Origin of the sequence: Amycolatopsis sp. MJM2582 (assembly GCF_000754115.1) — a bacterium.
Classification (GTDB): Bacteria; Actinomycetota; Actinomycetes; order Mycobacteriales; family Pseudonocardiaceae; genus Amycolatopsis; species Amycolatopsis japonica.
Genome location: NZ_JPLW01000003.1, coordinates 397,043 through 417,311, shown reverse-complemented (window position 1 = coordinate 417,311; position 20,269 = coordinate 397,043). Strand labels below are relative to the sequence as shown.

Genomic DNA, 20,269 nt, shown 5'->3' with positions numbered 1-20,269 from the left:
GACGTCGCGAAAGTGGCTTTCGCGACACACCGCCACAAGCCGTGAGCCTGAGACCGGCAGTACCCGGAAGCCGGCGGGTAGCCAAGACACTCGTGGGTGGCAACCGTCCGCGCCGCCCACGAGCCCGTTTATTTCCACCATTTCGACAACACCTTCGTGGTGACCTGGCAGAGGTACTCTCGAACTTTCCTTTGCCCGCGAAGGCCGGAGTCGCGATGAGACCGCTTCCCCCTGCGGCACGCTGGTGTCTCATCGTCCTCGGTGTCACGGTCTGCTACTTCGCCACCGCCCAGATCGGGATCCAGTGGGCGATCGTGCGGGAACAGATCTCGCCGCTGTGGCCCGCCGCGGGGGTCGCGCTGGCGGTGCCGATGCTGCTGGGCCCGCGGTTCTGGCCGGGCATCTTCCTCGGCTCGCTCCTGACGAACATCGCCCTCGGGCCTTCGCTGGGCACGGTTCTCCTGATCTCTCTGGGGAACACGGCCGGCCCGATGCTGGCGTACGCGGTCATGCGGCGGCTGGGTTTCCGCAACGAGCTCGACCGGCTTCCCGACGCCGTCCTCCTGGTGGTGATCGGAGCGATCGGGGGCACGGCCGTCAGCGCCGCGCTGGGCACCGGCGTGCTGGTCCTCGGCGAGGCGCTGAGCACCGGCGATTTCTGGGCGACCGCGCTCGTGTGGTGGACCGGCGACGCGATGGGTGTCCTGACGATCACGCCGCTCCTGCTTCTCGCGCCGAGGTTCCGTTTACCCAAGCGGGTTCCGCTCGTCCGCTGGGGTGAGGCGGCGGCGCTCGCGCTCTTCGGTCTCGGCACGGCCGCCCTCGCGTCCACGACGACGCCGAAGCTGTTCGTGGTCTTCCCCGTGCTCATCTGGGCGGCGCTGCGCTTCCGGCAAGCCGGAGCGCTGCTGTGTTCCTTGTGCGTCTGCACGGTCACGATCTTCGCCGCGATACGAGGGCTCGGGCCCTACGGTTCCTACGAGCTGGCGACCAGGATGCTGCACGTCCAGGCCTACGACGCCACCGTCGGGCTCACCGCGCTGACGTTGTCCACGATCGTCCTGCAACGCGACCGCGCGACCGCCGAGATCACCGACGCCTGGCGCCAGATCACCGAAATGGTGGACATGATCGCGCCTCGCCAATCGTTACGCAGCGCCATCACCCAGCACAACGAGGACGAGGCTCAGGCGGCCTGTTCGTCGAGGAAACGGTCGAGGTAGCGCCACGTGGTCCCGCGGGCCTTCCGGCCGGTCAGGACGCCCAGGTGCCCGCCGGGCGCGGTCTCGAAGGTCACCGACGGCGAGTTGTCCAGCAGTTCGGTGAGCCGTTCGACGGCGGCGCGCGGGGCGATCGTGTCGTTCTGCCCCGCGATGACCAGCGTCGGCACCTTCACCCCGGACAGCGCGATGATGCGGCCGTTGAGGTCGACCGTGCCCTCGGCGAGGTCGTTGGCGCGGAAGAACCGGTGGTAGATCTGGCCGAACGTCCGCCCGGGGTAGGCGATCATGTTGTCCATGAAGTGGTCGACGGCCTCGATCTGCGCCAGATAGTCCCGGTCGTCGAGATTCTTCAGGATGGCGAGGGGTTTGGTGATCTCCTTGCTGATCCCGGTCGCCCGGAAGACGCGGCTGACCAAATAGGACGGTGCGCCGCCGAGCGCCCGGTAGAACGGGGTCAGCAGGTGGCCGCCGGTGAGATCCACCAGCGGGCGGAACGGGGCGATCAGCGGGATCGCGGTGAAGTCGAACGGCGACGCGATGGTCGCGATCGACTCGATCGGCAGATCGGGCTGGTCGGCGGTCGTCAGCAGGGAGAAGATCCCGCCGAGGCACCAGGCGACGACGTGCACGCCCTGGCCGCCGGAGTCCTCGCTGACCTTGCGGATCGCCCGCGGGAGCACCTCCTCGATCCAGTGCTCGATGCCGAGGCGCCGGTCGGAGAAGGCGACGTTCCCGTAGTCGACGAGGTAGGTGTTGCGGCCGCCCTCGACCAGGTGCTCGGCGAGGCTGCAGCCGCGGCGCAGGTCGAAGCACAGCGCGGGCGCGGCCAGCGGCGGCACCAGCAGCACCGGCGGGCCGTCCTGGGGCCCCTTGCCGTTGGTCAGCCGGTAGAGGGAGCGATTGGGCCCCTGATCGATCAGGACGCGCGGCACCGGGCGAAGATCCGCGACACCACCGTGCAGCACCTTCCCGACGACGTTCGACGCGGCGGCGGCGAGCCGTGCCGGGGGTGTGGCCATGGTGTGCCTCCTGGGGAATCAACGCGGTAAGACGTAATCTTGCCGCTTGGGAGCGCACGACTCAACACCGCCGCCGTCACAGGCCGTCCATTTCGGACAGTCGCTAGGCCGTCCGAGTTAAGAATCGGTGCCCTTTTCCGCCGCCGGGGCACTCCGCGCCGCCCGCGATTCGTACTCCGCGCGGGCGGAGGAATGCGTTGCGGACGACAGAATCTTGTCTCCGCCGAGCGCACGGAGCAGCCCTTCGCCGAGACGGCGCGGAAGCAGTCGTGTGATCCTGCCCATGGCGTCCAACGATGCGGGAACGAAGACGTCGAACTTGGGGCGGCGCAACGCATCGACAATGGCCTGCGCCACATCTTCGGGTTGCACCGATTTGAAGAACTTCGCCTCGCCGAGCCCGCTGGCCAGTTCCGTGCGCACCACCGCCGGCATCACGCAGGAGACGAGCACGCCCGTCCCGTGCAATTCCAGATGCACCGATTCCGACAAACCGACGACGGCGTGTTTCGTCGCGCAGTAGGTCGCCGCGCCGGGGAATCCGGCCTTTCCCGCCATCGAGGCGATGTTGACGATGTGGCCGGTGCCACGCGGGCGCATCCGTTTCACGGCTTCCCTGGTGCCGTGGATGACCGCGTGCAGGTTGATCTCGAGCAGCCTGCGGGTCGCCGCGTCGTCCTCTTCTTCGAGCGGCGCGAGCGGCATGATGCCCGCGTTGTTGATCAGCACGTCGATCGGGCCGACGCGCCGCTCGACCTCGTCGAGGAATTCGGTGAAGCCCTCCGTGTCGGTGACGTCGAGCGGCAGCGCCTCGGCGCCCAGTTCCGCCGCGGTCTTCTCGGCGAGGACCTGGTCCAGGTCGCCGATGACCACCTTCGCGCCGAGCCGGGACAGCGCCGTCGCGGTACTGGCCCCGATACCCTGCGCCGCTCCGGTGATCACGACGACCTTGCCCGCCAGGGAACGTTCACGCTTGGCCATGCCGGTCTCCTCTGCGACTTCGCTGTCCGGGGCACTGTTGGCGATGTGTCAACTATGGTGCACCCGAAGCCGCATGGACGCCAGTCCTACGGCCGCTGCTCGAACACCTGCCCGATCCAGCCCTTGACGTCGAAGCGTTCCGTCGGTTTGAAGCCCTGGCTCTCGTAGTAGCGCTGCAGGTCGCCGTCGCCACCGGCCCAGCAGTCCACCCGCACCAGCCCGATACCGCGTTCCCGCGCCTCGGCCAGCGCGAACTCGATGAGCCGCGAGCCGACCCGGTGCCCGGTGAACCGGCGCGAGGTCAGCAGCAGACCGATGTAGATCTCCGGCTCGTCGACCGGCGAGACATGCGGGAACCGGTCACCGAGGATGATCGCCCCGGCCACCTCGCCGTCGATCTCGGCGAGGTACAACCCCGGCCCGTCGGCCATCCCGCGCACCCGCTCGACCCGCTTCGGGATCGTGGACCACGGCTCGCTTCCCCACTGCCCTTCGCTGCCGCGCGAAGCGAGCCACGCGACGACCTCGTCGAACATGTCCAGCAACGTTTGGAAATCCCCAGAACCACCCTGGCGGATGATGAAGTCGCTCATCCTTCCGTTCTACAACATCGTCAGGACACGCGGACCTTCCGTGGTGATCGCGACCGTGTGCTCGACGTGCGCGGCCCTGGCGCCGCGGACGGTGCGCAGTGTCCAGCCGTCGTCGTCGGTTCGGTAGGCGTCGCGGCCGTCGGCGATGAGCATCGGCTCGATCGCCAGCACCAGCCCTGGCTGGAGACGCATGCCGCGCCCCGGCTTGCCCTCGTTCGGCAAATGCGGATCCTCGTGCATGCTGCGCCCGATCCCGTGGCCGCCGTGATGCGCGAGGAGGCCGTAGCCAGCTTCGCGGCCGACAGTGCCGACGGCGTGGGAGATGTCGCCCATTTTGCCGCCCACCTGCGCGGCGGCGATTCCCGCGGCCAGCGCGCGCTCGGTGGTCGCGATGAGTTCGAGGTCGGCGGGATCGGCCTCGCCGACGACGTAACTGATCGCCGCGTCGCCGTGCCAGCCGTCGATGTAGGCGCCGGCGTCGATGCTGACCAGGTCACCGCCACGCAAGCGGTAGTCCGACGGGATGCCGTGGACCACGGCGTCGTTGACGCTCGCGCAGATCACGGCGGGGAACGGGGTCGGCGCGGAATGCGGGCGATAGTGGAGGAACGACGGCTTCGCACCGGCATCCCTGATCACCTGTGCGGCGATCTCGTCCAGCTCTTTCAGGCTCACGCCGATCGCCGACGCCTCTTTCGCCGCTTGCAACGTCTGCGCCACGACACGGCCGGACTCGCGCATGGCGTCCAGCTCGGCGGCGGATTTCAACTCGACCATGCCGATAACTATACCGGTATAGTTATCGGCATGGTCAAGGGTGTCAGGCCACGCCGAGGTGCCGCGCGATCAGCATCCGCTGCACCTCCGAGGTCCCCTCACCGATCTCGAGGATCTTCGCGTCCCGGTAGAAACGGCTCACCGGGAACTCGTTCATGAAGCCGTACCCGCCGAAGATCTGCGTCGCGTCGCGCGAGTTGTCCATGGCGGCGTTCGACGCGACGAGCTTCGCGATCGACGCCTCCTTCTTGAACGGCTCACCGCGCAGCATCTTCGACGCCGCCGCGTAGTACGCGAGCCGCGCCGTGTGCGTGCGCACCTCCATGTCGGCGATCTTGAACTGGATCGCCTGGTACTCGCCGATCTTGTGCCCGAACGCCTCGCGTTCCTTGACGTACCGCAGGCATTCGTCGACGCAGCCCTGTGCGAGCCCGACGCTCAGCGCGGCGATCGCGACCCGGCCTTCGTCCAAAATGGACAGGAATTGGGCGTAGCCGCGACCGCGTTCGCCGACCAGGTTCTCCGCCGGGACACGGACGTCGTCGAACGAGAGCTCGTGCGTGTCCGAGCAGTTCCAGCCGACCTTGGAGTACTTCGGCGCGACGGCGAAGCCCGGCGTGCCGGACGGGACGATGATCGCCGAGATCTCCTTGCGCCCGTTCTCCTTCACGTCGGTGACGGCGGTGACCGTGACCAGTTTCGTGATGTCGGTGCCGGAGTTGGTGATGAACGACTTGCTGCCGTTGATCACCCAGGTGTCGCCGTCCAGTTTCGCGCGCGTGCGGGTGGCGCCCGCGTCCGAGCCGCCACCGGGTTCGGTGAGCCCGAAGGCGCCGAGCGCGGTGCCGGCGCACAACTCCGGGAGCCACTTCTCCTTCTGTTCCTCGGTGCCGAACCGGTAGATCGGCATGGCACCCAGGGAAACACCCGCCTCGACGGTGATCGCGACCGAGGAATCGACGCGCGCCAATTCCTCCAGGGTCAGGCAGAGCGCGAAGTAGTCGCCACCCATACCGCCGTACTCCTCGGGGAACGGCAGGCCGAACAGCCCCATCTCGGCCATCTTCGCGACGATCTCGTACGGGAATTCCTCCCGTTCGTAGAGGTCGCCGATGACCGGGGCGACCTCGGAGCGCGCGAACTCCTCGACCGTCTTGCGCAGCGCCTCGTACTCGTCATCCAGCCGAAAGTCGATCATCGCTCATCCTTTTGGGGTGTCACCACGGCTACCGTCTCGTCCAGCGCGACCTGTTGGCCCGCGCGGACGGGGAGTTCGCTGACCACGCCGTCGATCGGCGCGGTGATCGTGTGCTCCATCTTCATCGCCTCGACGACCACGAGCGGGGTCCCGGCGGTCACCACGTCACCGGCGGCGGCCTTGACCACGAGCACGGTCCCGGGCATCGGGCTGGTGACCGGCCCGGCACCGCCCGCGGCACCGGCGGCCGAACGCAGCCGTTCGCGCTCGCCGATGGCGAAGCTGTGCCCGTCACGCGCGAGCCACACCGTGCGCCCGCTCCCGGCCGAGTGCCGGTAACGGTGGAAACCGGTGGGATGCCGGACTTCCAGCAGATCGCCGAGGCGTCGCGCGGAAACCCTCACCGGCTCGGCGCCGTCCACACTGACGAGCGCGTTCGCCGGAGTGCCCTGCACGCGCACCACGGCTTCGGAGCTGCCCGACTTCAACGCGAAGTCGATCCCGCCCGAACCACCGAGCCGCCAGCCGTCCGGGACGTCCCACGGATCGACGACGTCTCCCTGCGGCTGCAGGGAAAGCAACCGGTCGAGCGCAGCCGCCACGAAGAACTCCGGCGGCACCTCTTCGGAGACCAAAGTGGACAGTCGACGGTCGACGAGGCCGGTGTCGAGCTTGCCGTCACGGACGTCGCCGTCGGCTAGCAGCCCGCGCAGGAAGGCGACGTTGGTGCCGAGGCCGAGCAGCGCGGTGTCCGCCAGCGCCAGATCGAGCCGGTGCAACGCGGCCGCGCGGTCCGGGCCCCAGGCGATGACCTTGGCCAGCATCGGGTCGTAGTTCGAGCCGATGACCGCGCCCTCGCTCATCCACGAGTCGACGCGCACGCCCTCGCCGGACGGCTCGTGGACCGCGAGCACGGTGCCACCCGTCGGGATGAAACCGCGGGCGGGATCTTCGGCGTAGACACGGGCTTCGACGGCGTGGCCGTCCAGCCGGACGTCGTCCTGCGCCACGGTGAGCACGTCGCCGGCGGCGATCTTGACCTGCCACTCCACGAGATCGAGCCCGGTCACCAATTCGGTCACCGGATGCTCGACCTGCAGCCGGGTGTTCATCTCCATGAAGAAGAACTCGTCGGGCGCGGTGGCCGAAACGATGAACTCGACCGTCCCCGCGCCGACGTACCCGACCGAACGCGCGGCCTCGACGGCGGACGCGCCCATCTTCGCGCGCGTGGCTTCGTCGAGGAGCACGGACGGCGCCTCTTCGATGATCTTCTGGTGCCGACGCTGCAGGCTGCACTCACGCTCGCCGAGATGGATCACGTTGCCGTGCGTGTCGGCGAGCACCTGGATCTCGATATGGCGCGGCGTGGTGACGAACCGCTCCATGAGCAGGGTGTCGTCCCCGAAGGAACCCTTGGCCTCGCGGCGAGCGGACTCGACGGCGGCGTCCAATTCGGACAGTTCGTTGACCAGCCGCATCCCCTTGCCGCCACCACCGGCGGACGGCTTGAGCAGCAGCGGGAAGCCGACCTTCTCGGCGGCGGCCGCGAAACCACCCTCGGGAATGTCCACATCGGACGCGCCGGGCACGACCGGAACCCCGGCCTTGGAGACCGTGGCCTTGGCGCGGATCTTGTCGCCCATCGCGTCGATGGCCGCGACCGGCGGACCGATGAAGACCAGACCCGCCTCGGCGCACGCGCGGGCGAATTCCGCGTTCTCCGCGAGGAAGCCGTAGCCGGGGTGGACCGCCTGCGCGCCGGTGTCGAGCGCCGCCTGGACGATCGCGGGAATGGACAGATAGCTCTTCGCCGCTTCGGCCGGGCCGATGCGGACAGCCGTATGCGCCTCCCGGACGTGCCGGGCGTCGGCGTCCGCGTCGCTGTACACCGCGACCGAACGGATGCCGAGCCCCTGCAGCGAGCGGATCACGCGGACCGCGATCTCCCCGCGGTTGGCGACCAGAACCGTGTCGAACATGCTCACATCCTGAAGACGCCGTAGTTGACATCGGAAAGTGGCGCGTTGGCCGTCGCCGACAGCGCGAGGCCGAGCACCGTGCGGGTGTCCGCCGGGTCGATCACGCCGTCGTCCCAGAGCCGCGCCGTCGAGTAGTACGGGCTCCCCTGTGCCTCGTACTGGTCGCGGATCGGGTCCTTGAAGGCCTCTTCGTCCTCAGTGGACCATTCGCCGCCGCGTGCCTCGATGGCGTCGCGGCGCACGGTGGACAGCACCGACGCCGCCTGCTCGCCACCCATCACCGAGATCCGCGCGTTCGGCCACATCCACAGGAACCGCGGCGAGTACGCGCGGCCGCACATCGAATAGTTGCCGGCGCCGAACGAGCCGCCGATGACGACGGTCAGCTTCGGCACCCGCGCGCAGGCCACCGCGGTGACCATCTTCGCACCGTGCTTGGCGATACCGCCCGCCTCGTAGGCGCGGCCGACCATGAAACCGGTGATGTTCTGCAGGAACAGCAGCGGGATCGAGCGTTTGTCGCACAGCTCGATGAAATGCGCGCCCTTCATCGCGGACTCGGCGAACAGCACGCCGTTGTTCGCGATGATGCCGACGGGGTGGCCGTGGATCCGGGCGAACCCGGTGACCAGCGTCGAGCCGTACTCCTTCTTGAACTCGCCGAACCGGCTGCCGTCGACGATCCGCGCGATGACCTCGCGGACGTCGTAGGGGACGCGCGGGTCGGTCGGGACGACGCCGTACAGCTCGTTCGGGTCGGCGACCGGGGCCTCCGTCGGGAGGACGTCCCACGGGCGCGGCGTACGCGGGCCCAAGGTCGACACGATCGAGCGAACGATGCGCAAGGCGTCGGCGTCGTCTTCGGCCAGATGGTCGGTGACGCCGGACTGGCGCGAGTGGACGTCGCCGCCGCCGAGTTCCTCGGCCGTGACGACCTCGCCCGTCGCGGCCTTCACCAGCGGCGGGCCGCCGAGGAAGATGGTGCCCTGGTTCCGCACGATGACCGCTTCGTCGCTCATCGCCGGGACGTACGCGCCGCCCGCCGTGCAGGAGCCGAGCACCGCGGCGATCTGCGGGATGCCCCGCGCGGACATCGTGGCCTGGTTGTAGAAGATCCGGCCGAAATGCTCACGATCCGGGAAGACCTCGTCCTGCCTCGGCAGGAACGCGCCGCCGGAGTCCACCAGGTAGATGCACGGCAGGTTGTTGTGCAGCGCGACCTCTTGCGCGCGCAGGTGCTTCTTGACCGTCATCGGGTAGTACGTGCCGCCCTTGACCGTCGCGTCGTTGGCGACGATCACGCATTCGCGACCCGAGACCCGCCCGATCCCGGTGATGATCCCGGCCGAGGGCGCCTCGTCGTCGTACAGTCCGGTGGCGGCCAGCGGGGACAGCTCCAGGAACGGCGAACCCGGGTCGAGGAGGGTGTCGACCCGGTCGCGTGGCAGGAGTTTGCCCCGCTCGACGTGGCGGGTGCGGGATTTCTCCGGGCCCCCGAGCCGGGCGGCGGCGAGCCGCTTGCGCAGGTCTTCGACCAGCTCGGCGTGGGAGGTGACGCTGCGGGCGTACTCGTCGCTGCCCGGATCGGCCGAAGTGCTCAGTACGGGTGTGTCCATGGCTCCTCGTCGCCAAGTTAGCCGTCGTTAACTCGCGTGCACAGGTTAACGCCCACTAACGTCGCTTGTCCACCGCACCCCGGAAGCGCGTGAAGGCCTCCTTCCCGCGGCTGAGCCGAGGGAAGGAGGCCTTCACGCGCGAAACGGTCAGCCGATGGCGGAGACCAGCGGGTTGTAGTAGCCGCCCCGCTGGCCGGTGGCCGTCGGGTGGTATGAGTTCACGATCGGCCAGGTGAGGCTGTGCAGGTAGTCGTCGGCCGACGAGCAGATGTTGTGCCCGGTGAACGCACCCCGCACGTCGACGAACTTGGCACCGTTCGCCGAAGCACGGGCCGAGAGCACCGACGCCAGCGCGTCGGAACCCGAGTTGATCGCGGTGCGCTTCGTGTCGCTCAGCCCGACCGAGCACGAACCCGGCACCGTGTAGAAACGCGGGTACCCGAGGACGACCAGCTTCGCGCCGGGCGCCTTCGCCTTGATCTTGCTGTAGACGTTGTTCAGCAGCCCGGGAAGCGTGTTGTTCACGTAGGTCTTCGCGGTGTTGACCCGGTTGATGCAGGTCTGGTCGCTGCCGGTGGTGCAGGTGGTCATGACGTCGGCGAAACCGGCGTCGTTGCCGCCGACCGAGACCGTCACCAGCGTCGTGCTGGAGGTGACGTTCGCGATCTGGTTGAGCACGTCGCCGGTGCGCGCCCCCGAGCACGCGACGAACTTGAAGGTGGTCCCGGCGTGGGCGTTGGCCCACAGCTGGGGATAGGCGTTGGCACTGCGCATGCAATCGCCCGAGTTCCCGTAACTGCCGGCACCGACGCCGGACGAGTACGAGTCACCGAGCGCCACGTAGTTGGTCGCCGCTTGGGCGGTGCCCGCGAGACCGAGGGTGGCAAGGACAGCGACCCCCAGGGCCGCACCTAAACGAGTGAAGGAAAGAGCTTTGATCCGAGCAGGGACGGACATGGTCACTCCTTTGTGACAAGTTAACGAGAGACAGCATTACCAGGTGGTAGCCCCACACGACAGGGTCATTTCCCCAGGTAGCCCACTTGGCTCAGGCTGGAAGTACGGCCGCGTGTTAGCGCTCGCTAACACGCGGCCTTAATATGGCCAGATGCCGGCGAACCCCACCCCACTCGTGAACGGCGAGAAGGCGAACAGGCGTGAACAGATCATGGCCGCCGCCGCCGAGCTCTTCGCCCACCACGGTTTCCACGGCGTCGGCATCGACGACATCGGCGCGGCCGTCGGCATCTCCGGCCCGGCGCTGTACCGGCATTTCCGCAGCAAGGACGCCATCCTCGGCGAGATGCTGAACTCGATCAGCCGCTACCTCCTCGACGGCGGGACGGCCAGGGCGAGCCAGCGGGACGAGCCGGATGAGGTCCTCGAAGCACTGGTGGATTTTCACGTCGACTTCGCGCTGACGCATCCCGCGCTGATCACCGTCCAGGAACGCAACCTCGCCAACCTCACCGACAGTGACCGCAAGCAGGTCCGCGCCCTGCAACGCCAGTACGTCGAGGTCTGGGTGCGGGCGATCAGCGACGCCGTCCCCGGGATCGGCGAGCGCCAGGCGCGTTCGGCGGCGCACGCGGTGTTCGGGTTGATCAACTCGACGCCGTACAACCGCCATCTCGGTGACAGCGAACTGGCCGAGATGCTCTGTCGTCTCGCGCTGGGTGCACTGCACTCCGCCAAGTGACCACGACCGGGTTTCGGCCTATCCCCACTTTTCCGTCCTCTGGTGTTTGATAGGCACGTGGAGCCGGACAGGAGCGAGTACGAGCGGAGGCTCGTCGAAAAGGCGCAGCGTGCGCTCGTGGCGATCAGCCTCGGGGAGGACGCCGAGGCGCTCGACGAGCTCATGCCGACCGCCGCCGAGCCGCAGGCCCGCTCCGACGAGACCAAAGAGCTCGTGATGATGCTGTTCGGCGAATGCAGCGCCATGGTGTCGACGCTGGGTGATGGGGGAAGTGCGCCGGTCAAGGTGCAGGTGTTCGACGAGGACGGCGAAGAGGTCTCGATCGACCAGGCGGACCCGCCGGTGCGGACGGCCGTCCGCACGCTGCTGGCCGAGGTGCACGGCAACAGCGAGGCCGCGCAGGAACAGGTCGAGATCGCGCTCGCCAACGCCGCGCCGGACGAGGTCGACAGTCTTGTGCTGCAGGCGCTGCGGTGGACGATCCGGCTGTCGGCGGAATGCCTTGACCGGGATCTGCCGGTGGCGCCCTGGATCTCGGACGCCGTCGCGGACTAGCCGCTCGCGCTCGTGGCCGCCTCGCGTGTCTGGATGGACGACTCGCGTGATCAGCCGGACGTCGCACGTGTCGTCCGCCTGATCACGTGTGTCGTCCGCCTGATCACGCGAGGCGGCTAACCCAGCAGGAGCTTCACCAGCCGCCCGATCTGCTCGGTCTCGATCAGGAACGAGTCGTGCCCGTAAGGCGACGCGACGACGGCGAATTCCGCACCGTCGACGCCGTCCGCGATGGCCCGCGACTGGTACAGCGGGTAGAGCCGGTCGCTGTCCACCCCGGCCGCGACGGTACGCGCGGTGATGCGGCCGAGCGCGTTCGCGACGCCGCCCCGCCCGCGGCCGACGTCGTGGGTGTTCATCGATTCGGTGAGCACCACGTAGCTGCCCGCGTCGAACCGGCGTGACAGCTTCCCGGCGTGATGGTCCAAATAGGACTCGACGGCGAACCGGCCGCCGCGCAGCGGGTCTTCACCGTCCTGATGGCGATGGCCGAAGCGTTGCGCCAGCTCGGCTTCGCTGCGGTAAGTCGCGTGCGCGATGCGGCGCGCGATGCCGAGCCCGGCGTCCGGACCGCCACCGGGGGCGTCGTGGTAGTCGCCACCGTGCCAGCCCGGATCGGACCGGATGGCGTGCAGTTGCGGCGCGGCCCAGGCGATCTGGTCGGCCGACGCCTGCGCGGTCGACGCGAGGACGAGCAGCGCCGCGACCCGCTCCGGTTCGCTCACCGCCCATTCCAGCGCACGCATCCCGCCCATGGAACCGCCGATCACCGCGGCCCACCGGCCGACGCCGAGCGCGTCGGCGAGGACAACCTCCGCGCCCACCTGGTCCCGGACCGTCACGGCGGGAAACCTGCTGCCCCAAGGCTTTCCGTCCGGATGCGCCGACGACGGGCCGGTCGAGCCCTGGCAGCCGCCGAGCACGTTCGGGACCACGACGAAGAACTCGTCCGTGTCGATCGCCTTGCCCGGCCCGATCAGGCCGTCCCACCAGCCGGGGCTGACGTGGCCCTCCTCCACGGGGCCGACGGCATGACTGTCCCCGGTCAGCGCGTGCTCGACGAGAATCGCGTTGGAGGCGCTGGGATTCAGCGTCCCCCACGTCTCGTAGGCGAGCGTGAAGGGCAGCGTCCCGCCGGTTTCGAGCGCCTGGACGCCGCCGACGAAGCGGCGACGTCCAGGCGGCTCTCCCTCCCGCCAAGCACCGGTCACAGAGCGGCCTTCGCCGCCCGGAATCCGGCCTCGAGGTCGGCCTTGAGGTCCTCGATCCCTTCCAGGCCGACGGCGAGCCGCACGAGACCCGGCGTGACACCGCTCGACAGCTGCTCCTCCGGCGTGAGCTGGCTGTGCGTCGTCGAGGCCGGGTGCACGATCAGGCTGCGCACGTCGCCGATGTTGACCAGCTGGCTGTGCAGTTCCGTACCGTCCACGAAGGCCCGCCCGGCTTCGACGCCACCGCGCAGATCGAACGACAGCACCGCGCCGGCGCCCTTCGGCAGGTACTTCTTCGCGGCCTCGTGATACGGGCTCGACGGCAGCCCGGCGTAGTACACCTTTTCGACCTCGTCGCGCTGCTCCAGCCATTCGGCCAGCGCCTGCGCGTTGGACACGTGCCGCTCCAGCCGCAGCGAAAGTGTCTCGATCCCTTGCAGGATGAGGAAACTGTTGAGCGGCGCGATCGCGGCGCCGGTGTCGCGCAGGATCTGGACCCGGGCCTTGGCGGCGAACGCGCCCGGGCCGAGCGCCTCCCAGTACTTGAGACCGTGGTAGCTCGGGTCGGCTTCGTTGAATCCGGGGAACCGCGCCGGGTCCTTGCCGAAGTCGAAGGTGCCGCCGTCGACCAGCACCCCGGCGACCGTGGTGCCGTGCCCGCCGAGGTACTTCGTCGCCGAGTGGACCACGATGTCGGCGCCGTGCTCGATCGGGCGGACGAGGTACGGCGTCGGCACGGTGTTGTCCACGACCAGCGGGACACCGGACTCGTGCGCGGCGTCGGCGACCTTGCGGATGTCGAGGACGTTGCTGCCCGGGTTGGCCAGCGTCTCGGCGAAGAACAGCTTGGTGTTGGGCCGGACGGCGGCCTTCCACTGCTCGATGTCGTCCTGGTCTTCGACGAACGACACCTCGATGCCGAGCTTCGGCAGCGTGTAGTGGAAGAGGTTGTACGTGCCGCCGTAGAGCGCCGGGCTGGAGACGAAATGGTCACCGGCGTTCGCGAGGTTGAGGATGGCCGCCGTGGTGGCCGCGGTCCCGGAGGCGAACGCCAGCGCCGCGACCCCGCCTTCGAGCGCGGCGAGCCGCTGCTCCAGCACGTCCTGCGTGGGGTTGTTGATCCGCGTGTAGATGTTGCCGGGCTCGGCGAGGCTGAACAGATCGGCGCCGTGCTGGCTGTCGCGGAACACGTACGAGGTGGTCTGGTAGATCGGGGTCGCCCGCGCGCCGGTGGCGGTGTCCGGCGCCGCACCCGCGTGGATCTGCTTAGTCTCGAACGACCATCCGTCCGCGCTCATCGCGATTCTCCTAGCGGTTCAAGGGGTTTCGGCTGTTGGCACCGAAGCTAGCTCCGCCGGACGGAGCACCCAACCGCTCTCAGGAGGTGGGATTCCTTTCCTGGAGAGCGAACCTGTTGCCCTCCGAATCGGTGAACATCGCCCACCAGCCCCAGGGCTGCTTCTCCGGCTTGGCCGGGAACTCGACGCCCTTCGCCGAAAGCTCTTCGTACGTCTTTTCGATGTCGTCGGCGTAGAAGAAGAAGTTGCCCGTCGGGAGTTCGTCCCGCACCTCGAAGCGCTTGAGGTCCTCCGGTGCGGTACTCAGGACGAGCGACGTCACCCCATCGGCTGAAGTGACCTCGACCCACCGGTTCCCGTTGTCGTCGTACGGCACGTCGGTGGTGACCTCGAACCCGACGACTTCGGACCAGAACCGCTTCGCGCGCTCCTGATCCCGCACGCCGACCACGATCTTGTGCACACCTTGAATCGCCACGTCCGGCTCCTTTGTATCCATCATGGATATATCGAGATCGGAGTGTATGCTTCGCGGATGGCCGACGGCAACCCGCAGCTCACCCCCGCGGCGTTCCAGACCCTGCTGGCGCTCGCGAAAGGTCGCGCGCACGGCTACGCGATCATGGGTTTCGTCGACGAGGTGAGCGGCGGCACCGCCCAGCTCGGCCCGGGCACGCTGTACCGGACTCTCGCCAGGCTCGTCGCCGACGGCCTGGTCGAAGAAGCCCCGGACGCGAGCGAGGACCAGCCGCACGACTCCCGCCGCCGCTACTACCGGCTGACCCGCGCCGGCCGCGAAGTCGCCGCCCGCGAGGCGGAGTTCCTGAGCAGGCTCGTCGCGGTCGCCGACCAGGCGGGACTCCTGAAGCGCGCGGAGTCGGCGTGAGCCGGGCGCTCGGCTTGACGCCGCATCTGTTCGTCAAGGACGTCGACAAGTCGCTTTCCTTCTACGGCAAGGCGTTCGGCGCGGTGGAGCTGTTCCGCAACATGCTGCCGAATGGCGTGGTGCTGTTCGTGGAGGTCGCCGTCGGCGACGCGCGGCTGCTGGTGAGCCAGGAGATCCCTCAGCTCGACGCGCTCGCGCCGTCGACCCTGGGCGGCACGCCGATGCTGCTGGTACTGGAGACCGAGGATCCCGACGATCTCGCGCGGCGCGCGGTGTTCGCGGGCGCGAGCGTGGAGGCGCCGGTCGAGGAGATGTTCTTCGGCGAACGCTACGGCCGGATCGTCGATCCCGACGGTCACCGATGGGCGTTGACGACGAAACGCGAGCGGTTCACGCCCGAGGACATCGACGCGAGGACGCCCCGCGAGGTCTGACGTGTGCGGCGGTCCCACCTGCTGGACAATCACCCCATGGTTTCGGTGCGCACTGTCGTCGACCGGGTGGGGCCGACGCTGCTGCACGCCCTCCAGGTCCCCGAGGAGTCCCCCGCGGTCGGCGACGTCGTCATCGCCGAGCCCGGCCACACCCTCGCCGCGGGGGACCTCGTCCTCGGCGTCGCGATCACCGAGACCCCGGACGCGGCGGAACTCGTCAAGCTCAGCGCGGCCAAAGGCGCCGCCGCCGTCCTGCTGAAACCCCCGCTCGCGGCGAAACCCTCGGTGAAACGGGCGGCGAAATCGGCGGACATCGCGTTGATCGAGGTGCGCTCCGCGACGTCGTGGGCCCAGCTCGTCTGGCTGCTCAGGACGGTCCTCGACGCGCTGGCCGACGAGTCGGACGCGCTGGAGGACGGCGGCGGCCCCGGTTCCGGCGACCTGTTCCGGCTCGCGGACGCGGTCGCCTCGGTGGTCGACGCGCCCGTCACCATCGAAGACACCAACTCGCGGGTGCTCGCGTACTCGGCCCGGCAGGACCTGACCGACTCGGCGCGCGTGTCCACGATCATGGGCCGCCGCATTCCGGACGACGTGCTCGCGCGGTTCCGGTCGCGAGGGGTGTTCCGCGAGCTTTCCCGTGGGCGGCAGACGATCTTCGTACCCGCGCAACGCGACGGCACCCTGCCGCGGCTCATCGTGCCGATCCGGATGGGCGGCGAACTGCTGGGGTCGATGTGGGCGGTCGTCGCGGGCCCGGTCTCCGACGAACGCGCGGCCGCGTTCGCCGACGCGGCCCCCGTCGTCGCGCTGCATCTGCTGCGCCGCCGCGCGCACACCGATTCGCAGCGCCGGGTCTCGGCCGAGCTCCTGCGCGCGCTCCTCGAAGGGAAGGCCAGCCCGCGCAAGGCGATCGCGGAACTCGACCTGTCCGAGGAGCCGCACCGCGTGGTCGTCATCGAGGTCTCCGGCGGCGACGGCCGCGACGACGAGGGCTTGCGGCTCGCGCTCCTCGAACGGATCTCGCAGGGTGTCGGCAGGCGGCCGGTGGCCACCGAACTCGGCGGCGTCCTCTACGCCGTCGTCCCGGACGGCGACGGCTGGGACGAACTCCGGGCGGCGCTCGAAGCCCTGCCGTCCTCGCGGAAGGGCGGGACACCTAGGGCGGCCGCCGGTTCGGCCTGCGAAATCGGCGAGCTCGCGACCTCACGGCTCCAGGCCGACGAGGCGCTGAGCCTGCTTCGCGCGAAGCTCGTCCCCGGCCGCGTCGTGGTCTTCGACGAGGCGTGGACCGCCCTCTCGCTGCATCGCGGTGCGACGGCGGCGAGCACCTCGAAGGTCGCCGAGCTCGGCCCGCTCGGCCTGCTGCGCGCGCACGACGAAGCCCATGAGAGCGGCTACGTCGACACGCTCTACCAGTGGCTGCGGCATCCGGGAGACCCGCGCGCGGCCGCGAAGGAACTCCGGATCCATCCCAACACCCTGCGGTACCGGATGCGACGGCTGCTCGACCTCGTCCCGCTGGATCTCGACGATCCCGACGTCCGGCTGGCGTTGATCACGCAACTCGTTTCCCTGCGGTGGAGTTGATTCCACTACAAACTGCTCGATGGCGAATACTTTGTAGCGCGACATTCCGCGGCCGGACGTCAGGAAAGGGTCTTTCAGGACGGAAAACGTCTTGAAAGACCCTTTCATGACATTCGACGGTTCAGTGCGCGCTGGCGCGATATCCGTCCTCAATGGTCTGCCGTACCGCGGCGAGCAGATCGGCACCGGGGTAAAGCGGCAAAAGGACACCGGGGCCACCGTCGACCCGAAGCGCGGCTTCGTATCCGTGCCCGGGGGTTTCGACAAGGCCGACGATGACATCGGCCGGATTGCCTTCGGTGTCGACGGTGCGGACACGCCGCTCCCGCCGCCAGTCCTGATTTGTCATGCGGAACAGAATGGCAGCTTACCGGCCAGTAAGATCAACATCTTGACTCGATCGTGCTGCATTTACCGTTTCGCAGGTTGCACGACCGCGCCCACCCCCAGCGAACGCGGCCGTGCGTCATACCCGATAGCCGAGGTCTTCGGCGACGAATCTCTTCGGCACCATCCGGACCCAGACGGTCCCTTTCACCTCGGGATCATCGTGCAGGTAAGAACGAAAACGCGCATCCCATTTGCGCTCGTCGGGACCGAGGTACCGGCTCAGCAGCCGCTGTCCACGAGGGACGTCGAACGGCAGCACCTCGGCCTCGCCGCGCGCGAGCACCTGCCGCACCAGACCGGTGCCGACGTCGCACACGTCGACGGTCAGCGCGATAGACGGCGACTCGCGGACGAGACCGGCCAGCCGCGCCCACGGTCCGGTGAGGATCCAGAAGGCCTTCTTCTCCCAGAGGTACCAGGCCGGGCGCACGGACGGCCCGGCCGCGGCGACCCTGGCGGTCAGCGGACCGGCGAGGAATTCGTCGACGTCGAACATCAGACCTCGAGCAACGTCTTGCCGAGCGCGCCCCGCGACTGCATGACGGCGTGCGCGTCCGCCGCCCGCGCGAGGGGGAACCGTTGGCCGATCACGGGTTCCAGCCGTCCGGCGGCGGCTTCGGCGAGCGCGGACTCGGTGAACGCCCGCATCTGCTCCGGCCCACCGAGGCCACGGATCACCGTGACCCCGCGCGCGGCGGCGTCCTCTTCGGACACCTCCGTCCACGAACCACTCGACAGGCCGTAGATCAGCATCCGGCCGCCTGGCTTCAGCAAACCGAACGCCGTCGTCCCGATCTCACCGCCGACCCCGTCGAACACGACGTCGACCTCGCCCGCCTTCTCCGCCCAGCCCGGCTCGCGGTAGTCGACCGCCAGATCGGCGCCCCGCTCCCGGACGTGCCCGGTCTTCGCGGCACCGCCCGCCGCGCCGACGACCTCGGCACCGGCCGCCTTGGCGAGCTGGACGACCAGCCCGCCGACCCCGCCGGCCGCGGCCTCGACGAGCACGCGCTCCCCCGGCCGGATCCGCGCGGCGGTCACCAGCGCGGTCGCCGTGCGGCCGTCGGCGAGGATCGCCACCGCGGCGTCGAGGGCCAGGCCGTCCGGCACCTCGAAGACCACCGCGGCGTCGACCGCGACCCGTTCCGCGTAGCCCCCGGAACCGCCGGTGGAGGTCACGACGCGCTTGCCGACCAGACCGAGGTCCACCCCTTCGCCGACCGCGCTGATCACGCCGCCGACACCGTTGCCCGGGATCAACGGCGGCTCGGCGCGGAACGGCCCGCCCCCGCCCGCCCGGAACTGCGTCTCGACGAACGTGATGTTGGCGAAGGCCACCTCGATCAGCACCTGGCCCGCGGCGGGCACCGGATCCGGGGCATCGCCCGCGACGAGCACTTCGGGCCCGCCGAACTCTTTCAACCACACGGCTCTCATGTGACCCAAGGTGCAAGCTCCAGTTGACTGGAGGTCAAGCGATTGTGCCGCGAAAACCATGATCGGTTCTCAACACTGTCTCCGGCGAACGATGACACCGCCGTCCGGGTGGCTCACCGTGAGTGGCAGCACCTTGTTCGCAGAACCGTCGCCAGGAGGCTTTCCGTGCGTATCGCCGTCCCCCGTGAGATCAAGAAGCATGAATACCGGGTGGCGCTCACCCCGGCGGGCGTGCACGAACTGACCGGGCGCGGCCACGACGTCTTCGTCGAGACCGGCGCGGGCGTCGGCTCGTCCATCTCCGACGACGAGTACGTCGCCGCGGGCGCGAAGATCCTCGCCACCGCCGAGGAGACCTGGTCCGAGGGCGAACTCGTGCTCAAGGTCAAGGAGCCGATCGCCGAGGAGTACCCGCGGCTGCGCGCCGACCAGGTGCTGTTCACCTACCTGCACATCGCCGCGGACCGGCCGCTGACCGACGCGCTGCTGGCCGCGGGCACCACCGCGATCGCCTACGAGACGGTGCAGACCCCGAACCGCGCGCTGCCGCTGCTCGCGCCGATGTCCGAGGTCGCCGGACGGCTGGCGCCGCAGGTGGGCGCGTTCTCCCTGATGAAGCCGAGCGGTGGCCGCGGCGTGCTGCCCGGCGGCATCCCCGGCGTCCACCCGGCGCGCGTGGTCGTGATCGGCGGCGGTGTCGCCGGCCTCAACGCGGCGCGGGTCGCCCTCGGCCTCGGCTCGGACGTCGAGATCCTCGACACCAACGTCGACCGCCTCCGCCAGATCGACAACGACTTCGGCGGCCGCATCCGCACGGTGACCTCGAACGCGCTGTCGGTCGAGCAGTCCGTGCTGGAGGCCGACATGGTCATCGGCGCGGTGCTCGTGCCCGGCGCGAAGGCCCCGAAGCTGGTTTCGAACGAGCTCGTGTCGCGGATGCGCCCGGGCAGCGTGCTGGTGGACATCGCGATCGACCAGGGCGGCTGCTTCGCCGACTCGCGGCCGACGACGCACGACGAGCCGACCTACAAGGTCCACGAGTCGGTGTTCTACTGCGTCGCGAACATGCCGGGCGCGGTGCCCCGCACCTCGACCTACGGCCTGACCAACGTGACGCTGCCGTACGCCGTCCAGCTGGCGGACCACGGCTGGCAGAAGGCGCTGCAGGCCGACGCTTCGCTCGCGAAGGGTCTCAACACACACGCGGGCGCGCTGACCAACGCCCCGGTCGCGGCCGCGCACGACCTGCCCGCCACGGAGCTGGCCGCCGTCCTGGCCTGACCCCCACGCCACATTCCCACGCGAGGGACCTTTGCCCGGGAGCAAAGGTCCCTCGCTCCTTTTTGCGCCTTTCCGGCCCTCGGCTCCCCGCGATCGCGG

21 protein-coding genes are annotated in these 20,269 nt (G+C 69.1%); 7 read left to right on the top strand and 14 right to left on the bottom strand.

Features of this window, described 5'->3' with window-relative positions; translation table 11 throughout:
* The first annotated feature begins 215 nt into the window (after window positions 1-215).
* Window positions 216-1,223 (top strand): MASE1 domain-containing protein, encoded by a 1,008-nt coding sequence (locus ED92_RS20690; protein WP_037342482.1) that lies wholly within the window; start codon window positions 216-218, stop codon window positions 1,221-1,223.
* Here the strand turns inward: ED92_RS20690 and ED92_RS20685 are convergent.
* The 8 genes from ED92_RS20685 to ED92_RS20650 all read right to left on the bottom strand — a co-directional run bounded on the left by ED92_RS20685 (window position 1,187) and on the right by ED92_RS20650 (window position 10,346).
* The gene (locus tag ED92_RS20685) at window positions 1,187-2,242 is read right to left on the bottom strand and encodes an alpha/beta fold hydrolase (RefSeq protein ID WP_037341161.1); all 1,056 of its coding nucleotides are present in this window, start codon (window positions 2,240-2,242) and stop codon (window positions 1,187-1,189) included. The genes ED92_RS20690 and ED92_RS20685 overlap by 37 nt on opposite strands.
* Window positions 2,243-2,359: 117 nt before the next feature.
* On the bottom strand, window positions 2,360-3,223 hold the full coding sequence (locus tag ED92_RS20680) for an SDR family oxidoreductase (RefSeq protein ID WP_037341158.1): 864 nt from the start codon (window positions 3,221-3,223) through the stop codon (window positions 2,360-2,362).
* Between the two features lie 86 nt (window positions 3,224-3,309).
* Window positions 3,310-3,816, bottom strand: coding sequence for a GNAT family N-acetyltransferase (locus ED92_RS20675; RefSeq protein ID WP_037341155.1), 507 nt, complete (start codon window positions 3,814-3,816; stop codon window positions 3,310-3,312).
* A gap of 9 nt (window positions 3,817-3,825) precedes the next feature.
* Complete coding sequence (gene map, locus ED92_RS20670; protein WP_037341153.1) at window positions 3,826-4,593, bottom strand: type I methionyl aminopeptidase; 768 nt, start codon at window positions 4,591-4,593, stop codon at window positions 3,826-3,828.
* A 43-nt stretch (window positions 4,594-4,636) separates the two neighbouring features.
* Window positions 4,637-5,791, bottom strand: a complete 1,155-nt coding sequence (locus ED92_RS20665; RefSeq protein WP_037306689.1) for an acyl-CoA dehydrogenase family protein — start codon at window positions 5,789-5,791, stop codon at window positions 4,637-4,639.
* Window positions 5,788-7,773, bottom strand: coding sequence for a biotin carboxylase N-terminal domain-containing protein (locus tag ED92_RS20660; RefSeq protein ID WP_037341150.1), 1,986 nt, complete (start codon window positions 7,771-7,773; stop codon window positions 5,788-5,790). The genes ED92_RS20665 and ED92_RS20660 overlap by 4 nt, the downstream gene beginning before the upstream one ends.
* A 2-nt stretch (window positions 7,774-7,775) precedes the next feature.
* On the bottom strand, window positions 7,776-9,389 hold the full coding sequence (locus ED92_RS20655) for a carboxyl transferase domain-containing protein (protein WP_037341148.1): 1,614 nt from the start codon (window positions 9,387-9,389) through the stop codon (window positions 7,776-7,778).
* Between the two features lie 147 nt (window positions 9,390-9,536).
* A complete protein-coding gene (locus ED92_RS20650; RefSeq protein ID WP_051972348.1) occupies window positions 9,537-10,346 on the bottom strand; it encodes an SGNH/GDSL hydrolase family protein in 810 nt (269 codons plus the stop codon).
* 151 nt (window positions 10,347-10,497) lie between these two features.
* Here ED92_RS20650 and ED92_RS20645 point away from each other — a divergent pair, with 151 nt between their 5' ends.
* Together ED92_RS20645 and ED92_RS20640 are read left to right on the top strand one after the other, a co-directional pair.
* Complete coding sequence (locus ED92_RS20645) at window positions 10,498-11,088, top strand: TetR/AcrR family transcriptional regulator (RefSeq protein ID WP_037341145.1); 591 nt, start codon at window positions 10,498-10,500, stop codon at window positions 11,086-11,088.
* 57 nt (window positions 11,089-11,145) lie between these two features.
* On the top strand, window positions 11,146-11,643 hold the full coding sequence (locus tag ED92_RS20640; RefSeq protein ID WP_016337027.1) for a hypothetical protein: 498 nt from the start codon (window positions 11,146-11,148) through the stop codon (window positions 11,641-11,643).
* A gap of 116 nt (window positions 11,644-11,759) precedes the next feature.
* Here the strand turns inward: ED92_RS20640 and ED92_RS20635 are convergent, their stop codons facing one another.
* The 3 genes from ED92_RS20635 to ED92_RS20625 form a co-directional block, all read right to left on the bottom strand.
* Window positions 11,760-12,854 (bottom strand): homoserine O-acetyltransferase, encoded by a 1,095-nt coding sequence (locus tag ED92_RS20635; RefSeq protein WP_037341143.1) that lies wholly within the window; start codon window positions 12,852-12,854, stop codon window positions 11,760-11,762.
* Complete coding sequence (locus tag ED92_RS20630; protein ID WP_037341140.1) at window positions 12,851-14,152, bottom strand: bifunctional o-acetylhomoserine/o-acetylserine sulfhydrylase; 1,302 nt, start codon at window positions 14,150-14,152, stop codon at window positions 12,851-12,853. The genes ED92_RS20635 and ED92_RS20630 overlap by 4 nt, the downstream gene beginning before the upstream one ends.
* 79 nt (window positions 14,153-14,231) lie before the next feature.
* Entirely contained in the window at window positions 14,232-14,630 is a 399-nt protein-coding gene (locus ED92_RS20625; protein ID WP_037341138.1) for a VOC family protein, read from the bottom strand.
* A gap of 57 nt (window positions 14,631-14,687) precedes the next feature.
* Here ED92_RS20625 and ED92_RS20620 point away from each other — a divergent pair, with 57 nt between their 5' ends.
* Genes ED92_RS20620 through ED92_RS20610 form a run of 3 tightly spaced genes read left to right on the top strand, consistent with a single transcriptional unit; the run spans window position 14,688 to window position 17,062 of the window.
* Window positions 14,688-15,038, top strand: coding sequence for a PadR family transcriptional regulator (locus ED92_RS20620; RefSeq protein WP_037341136.1), 351 nt, complete (start codon window positions 14,688-14,690; stop codon window positions 15,036-15,038).
* A complete protein-coding gene (locus ED92_RS20615) occupies window positions 15,035-15,472 on the top strand; it encodes a VOC family protein (protein WP_037341135.1) in 438 nt (145 codons plus the stop codon). The genes ED92_RS20620 and ED92_RS20615 overlap by 4 nt, the downstream gene beginning before the upstream one ends.
* Window positions 15,473-15,508: 36 nt before the next feature.
* On the top strand, window positions 15,509-17,062 hold the full coding sequence (locus ED92_RS20610) for a CdaR family transcriptional regulator (RefSeq protein WP_037341133.1): 1,554 nt from the start codon (window positions 15,509-15,511) through the stop codon (window positions 17,060-17,062).
* Between the two features lie 121 nt (window positions 17,063-17,183).
* Here the strand turns inward: ED92_RS20610 and ED92_RS20605 are convergent, their stop codons facing one another.
* The 3 genes from ED92_RS20605 to ED92_RS20595 form a co-directional block, all read right to left on the bottom strand.
* Window positions 17,184-17,411 (bottom strand): hypothetical protein, encoded by a 228-nt coding sequence (locus ED92_RS20605; protein ID WP_007033850.1) that lies wholly within the window; start codon window positions 17,409-17,411, stop codon window positions 17,184-17,186.
* A gap of 117 nt (window positions 17,412-17,528) precedes the next feature.
* Window positions 17,529-17,948 (bottom strand): pyridoxamine 5'-phosphate oxidase family protein, encoded by a 420-nt coding sequence (locus tag ED92_RS20600; protein WP_037341131.1) that lies wholly within the window; start codon window positions 17,946-17,948, stop codon window positions 17,529-17,531.
* Window positions 17,948-18,889 (bottom strand): zinc-binding dehydrogenase, encoded by a 942-nt coding sequence (locus tag ED92_RS20595; RefSeq protein WP_037341129.1) that lies wholly within the window; start codon window positions 18,887-18,889, stop codon window positions 17,948-17,950. The genes ED92_RS20600 and ED92_RS20595 overlap by 1 nt, the downstream gene beginning before the upstream one ends.
* Window positions 18,890-19,054: 165 nt before the next feature.
* Between ED92_RS20595 and ald the strand changes: the two genes are divergently transcribed.
* On the top strand, window positions 19,055-20,170 hold the full coding sequence (gene ald, locus ED92_RS20590; protein ID WP_037341127.1) for an alanine dehydrogenase: 1,116 nt from the start codon (window positions 19,055-19,057) through the stop codon (window positions 20,168-20,170).
* The last annotated feature ends 99 nt before the right edge of the window (window positions 20,171-20,269 follow it).

What these genes read in the sequence shown, in the direction of transcription:
- ED92_RS20690 (WP_037342482.1), top strand. Translation starts at nt 216, where the DNA reads ATGAGACCGCTTCCCCCTGCGGCACGCTGGTGTCTCATCGTCCTCGGT.
- ED92_RS20685 (WP_037341161.1), bottom strand. Translation starts at nt 2,242, where the DNA reads ATGGCCACACCCCCGGCACGGCTCGCCGCCGCCGCGTCGAACGTCGTC.
- ED92_RS20680 (WP_037341158.1), bottom strand. Translation starts at nt 3,223, where the DNA reads ATGGCCAAGCGTGAACGTTCCCTGGCGGGCAAGGTCGTCGTGATCACC.
- ED92_RS20675 (WP_037341155.1), bottom strand. Translation starts at nt 3,816, where the DNA reads ATGAGCGACTTCATCATCCGCCAGGGTGGTTCTGGGGATTTCCAAACG.
- map (WP_037341153.1), bottom strand. Translation starts at nt 4,593, where the DNA reads ATGGTCGAGTTGAAATCCGCCGCCGAGCTGGACGCCATGCGCGAGTCC.
- ED92_RS20665 (WP_037306689.1), bottom strand. Translation starts at nt 5,791, where the DNA reads ATGATCGACTTTCGGCTGGATGACGAGTACGAGGCGCTGCGCAAGACG.
- ED92_RS20660 (WP_037341150.1), bottom strand. Translation starts at nt 7,773, where the DNA reads ATGTTCGACACGGTTCTGGTCGCCAACCGCGGGGAGATCGCGGTCCGC.
- ED92_RS20655 (WP_037341148.1), bottom strand. Translation starts at nt 9,389, where the DNA reads ATGGACACACCCGTACTGAGCACTTCGGCCGATCCGGGCAGCGACGAG.
- ED92_RS20650 (WP_051972348.1), bottom strand. Translation starts at nt 10,346, where the DNA reads ATGTCCGTCCCTGCTCGGATCAAAGCTCTTTCCTTCACTCGTTTAGGT.
- ED92_RS20645 (WP_037341145.1), top strand. Translation starts at nt 10,498, where the DNA reads ATGCCGGCGAACCCCACCCCACTCGTGAACGGCGAGAAGGCGAACAGG.
- ED92_RS20630 (WP_037341140.1), bottom strand. Translation starts at nt 14,152, where the DNA reads ATGAGCGCGGACGGATGGTCGTTCGAGACTAAGCAGATCCACGCGGGT.
- ED92_RS20620 (WP_037341136.1), top strand. Translation starts at nt 14,688, where the DNA reads ATGGCCGACGGCAACCCGCAGCTCACCCCCGCGGCGTTCCAGACCCTG.
- ED92_RS20610 (WP_037341133.1), top strand. Translation starts at nt 15,509, where the DNA reads ATGGTTTCGGTGCGCACTGTCGTCGACCGGGTGGGGCCGACGCTGCTG.
- ED92_RS20605 (WP_007033850.1), bottom strand. Translation starts at nt 17,411, where the DNA reads ATGACAAATCAGGACTGGCGGCGGGAGCGGCGTGTCCGCACCGTCGAC.
- ED92_RS20600 (WP_037341131.1), bottom strand. Translation starts at nt 17,948, where the DNA reads ATGTTCGACGTCGACGAATTCCTCGCCGGTCCGCTGACCGCCAGGGTC.
- ED92_RS20595 (WP_037341129.1), bottom strand. Translation starts at nt 18,889, where the DNA reads ATGAGAGCCGTGTGGTTGAAAGAGTTCGGCGGGCCCGAAGTGCTCGTC.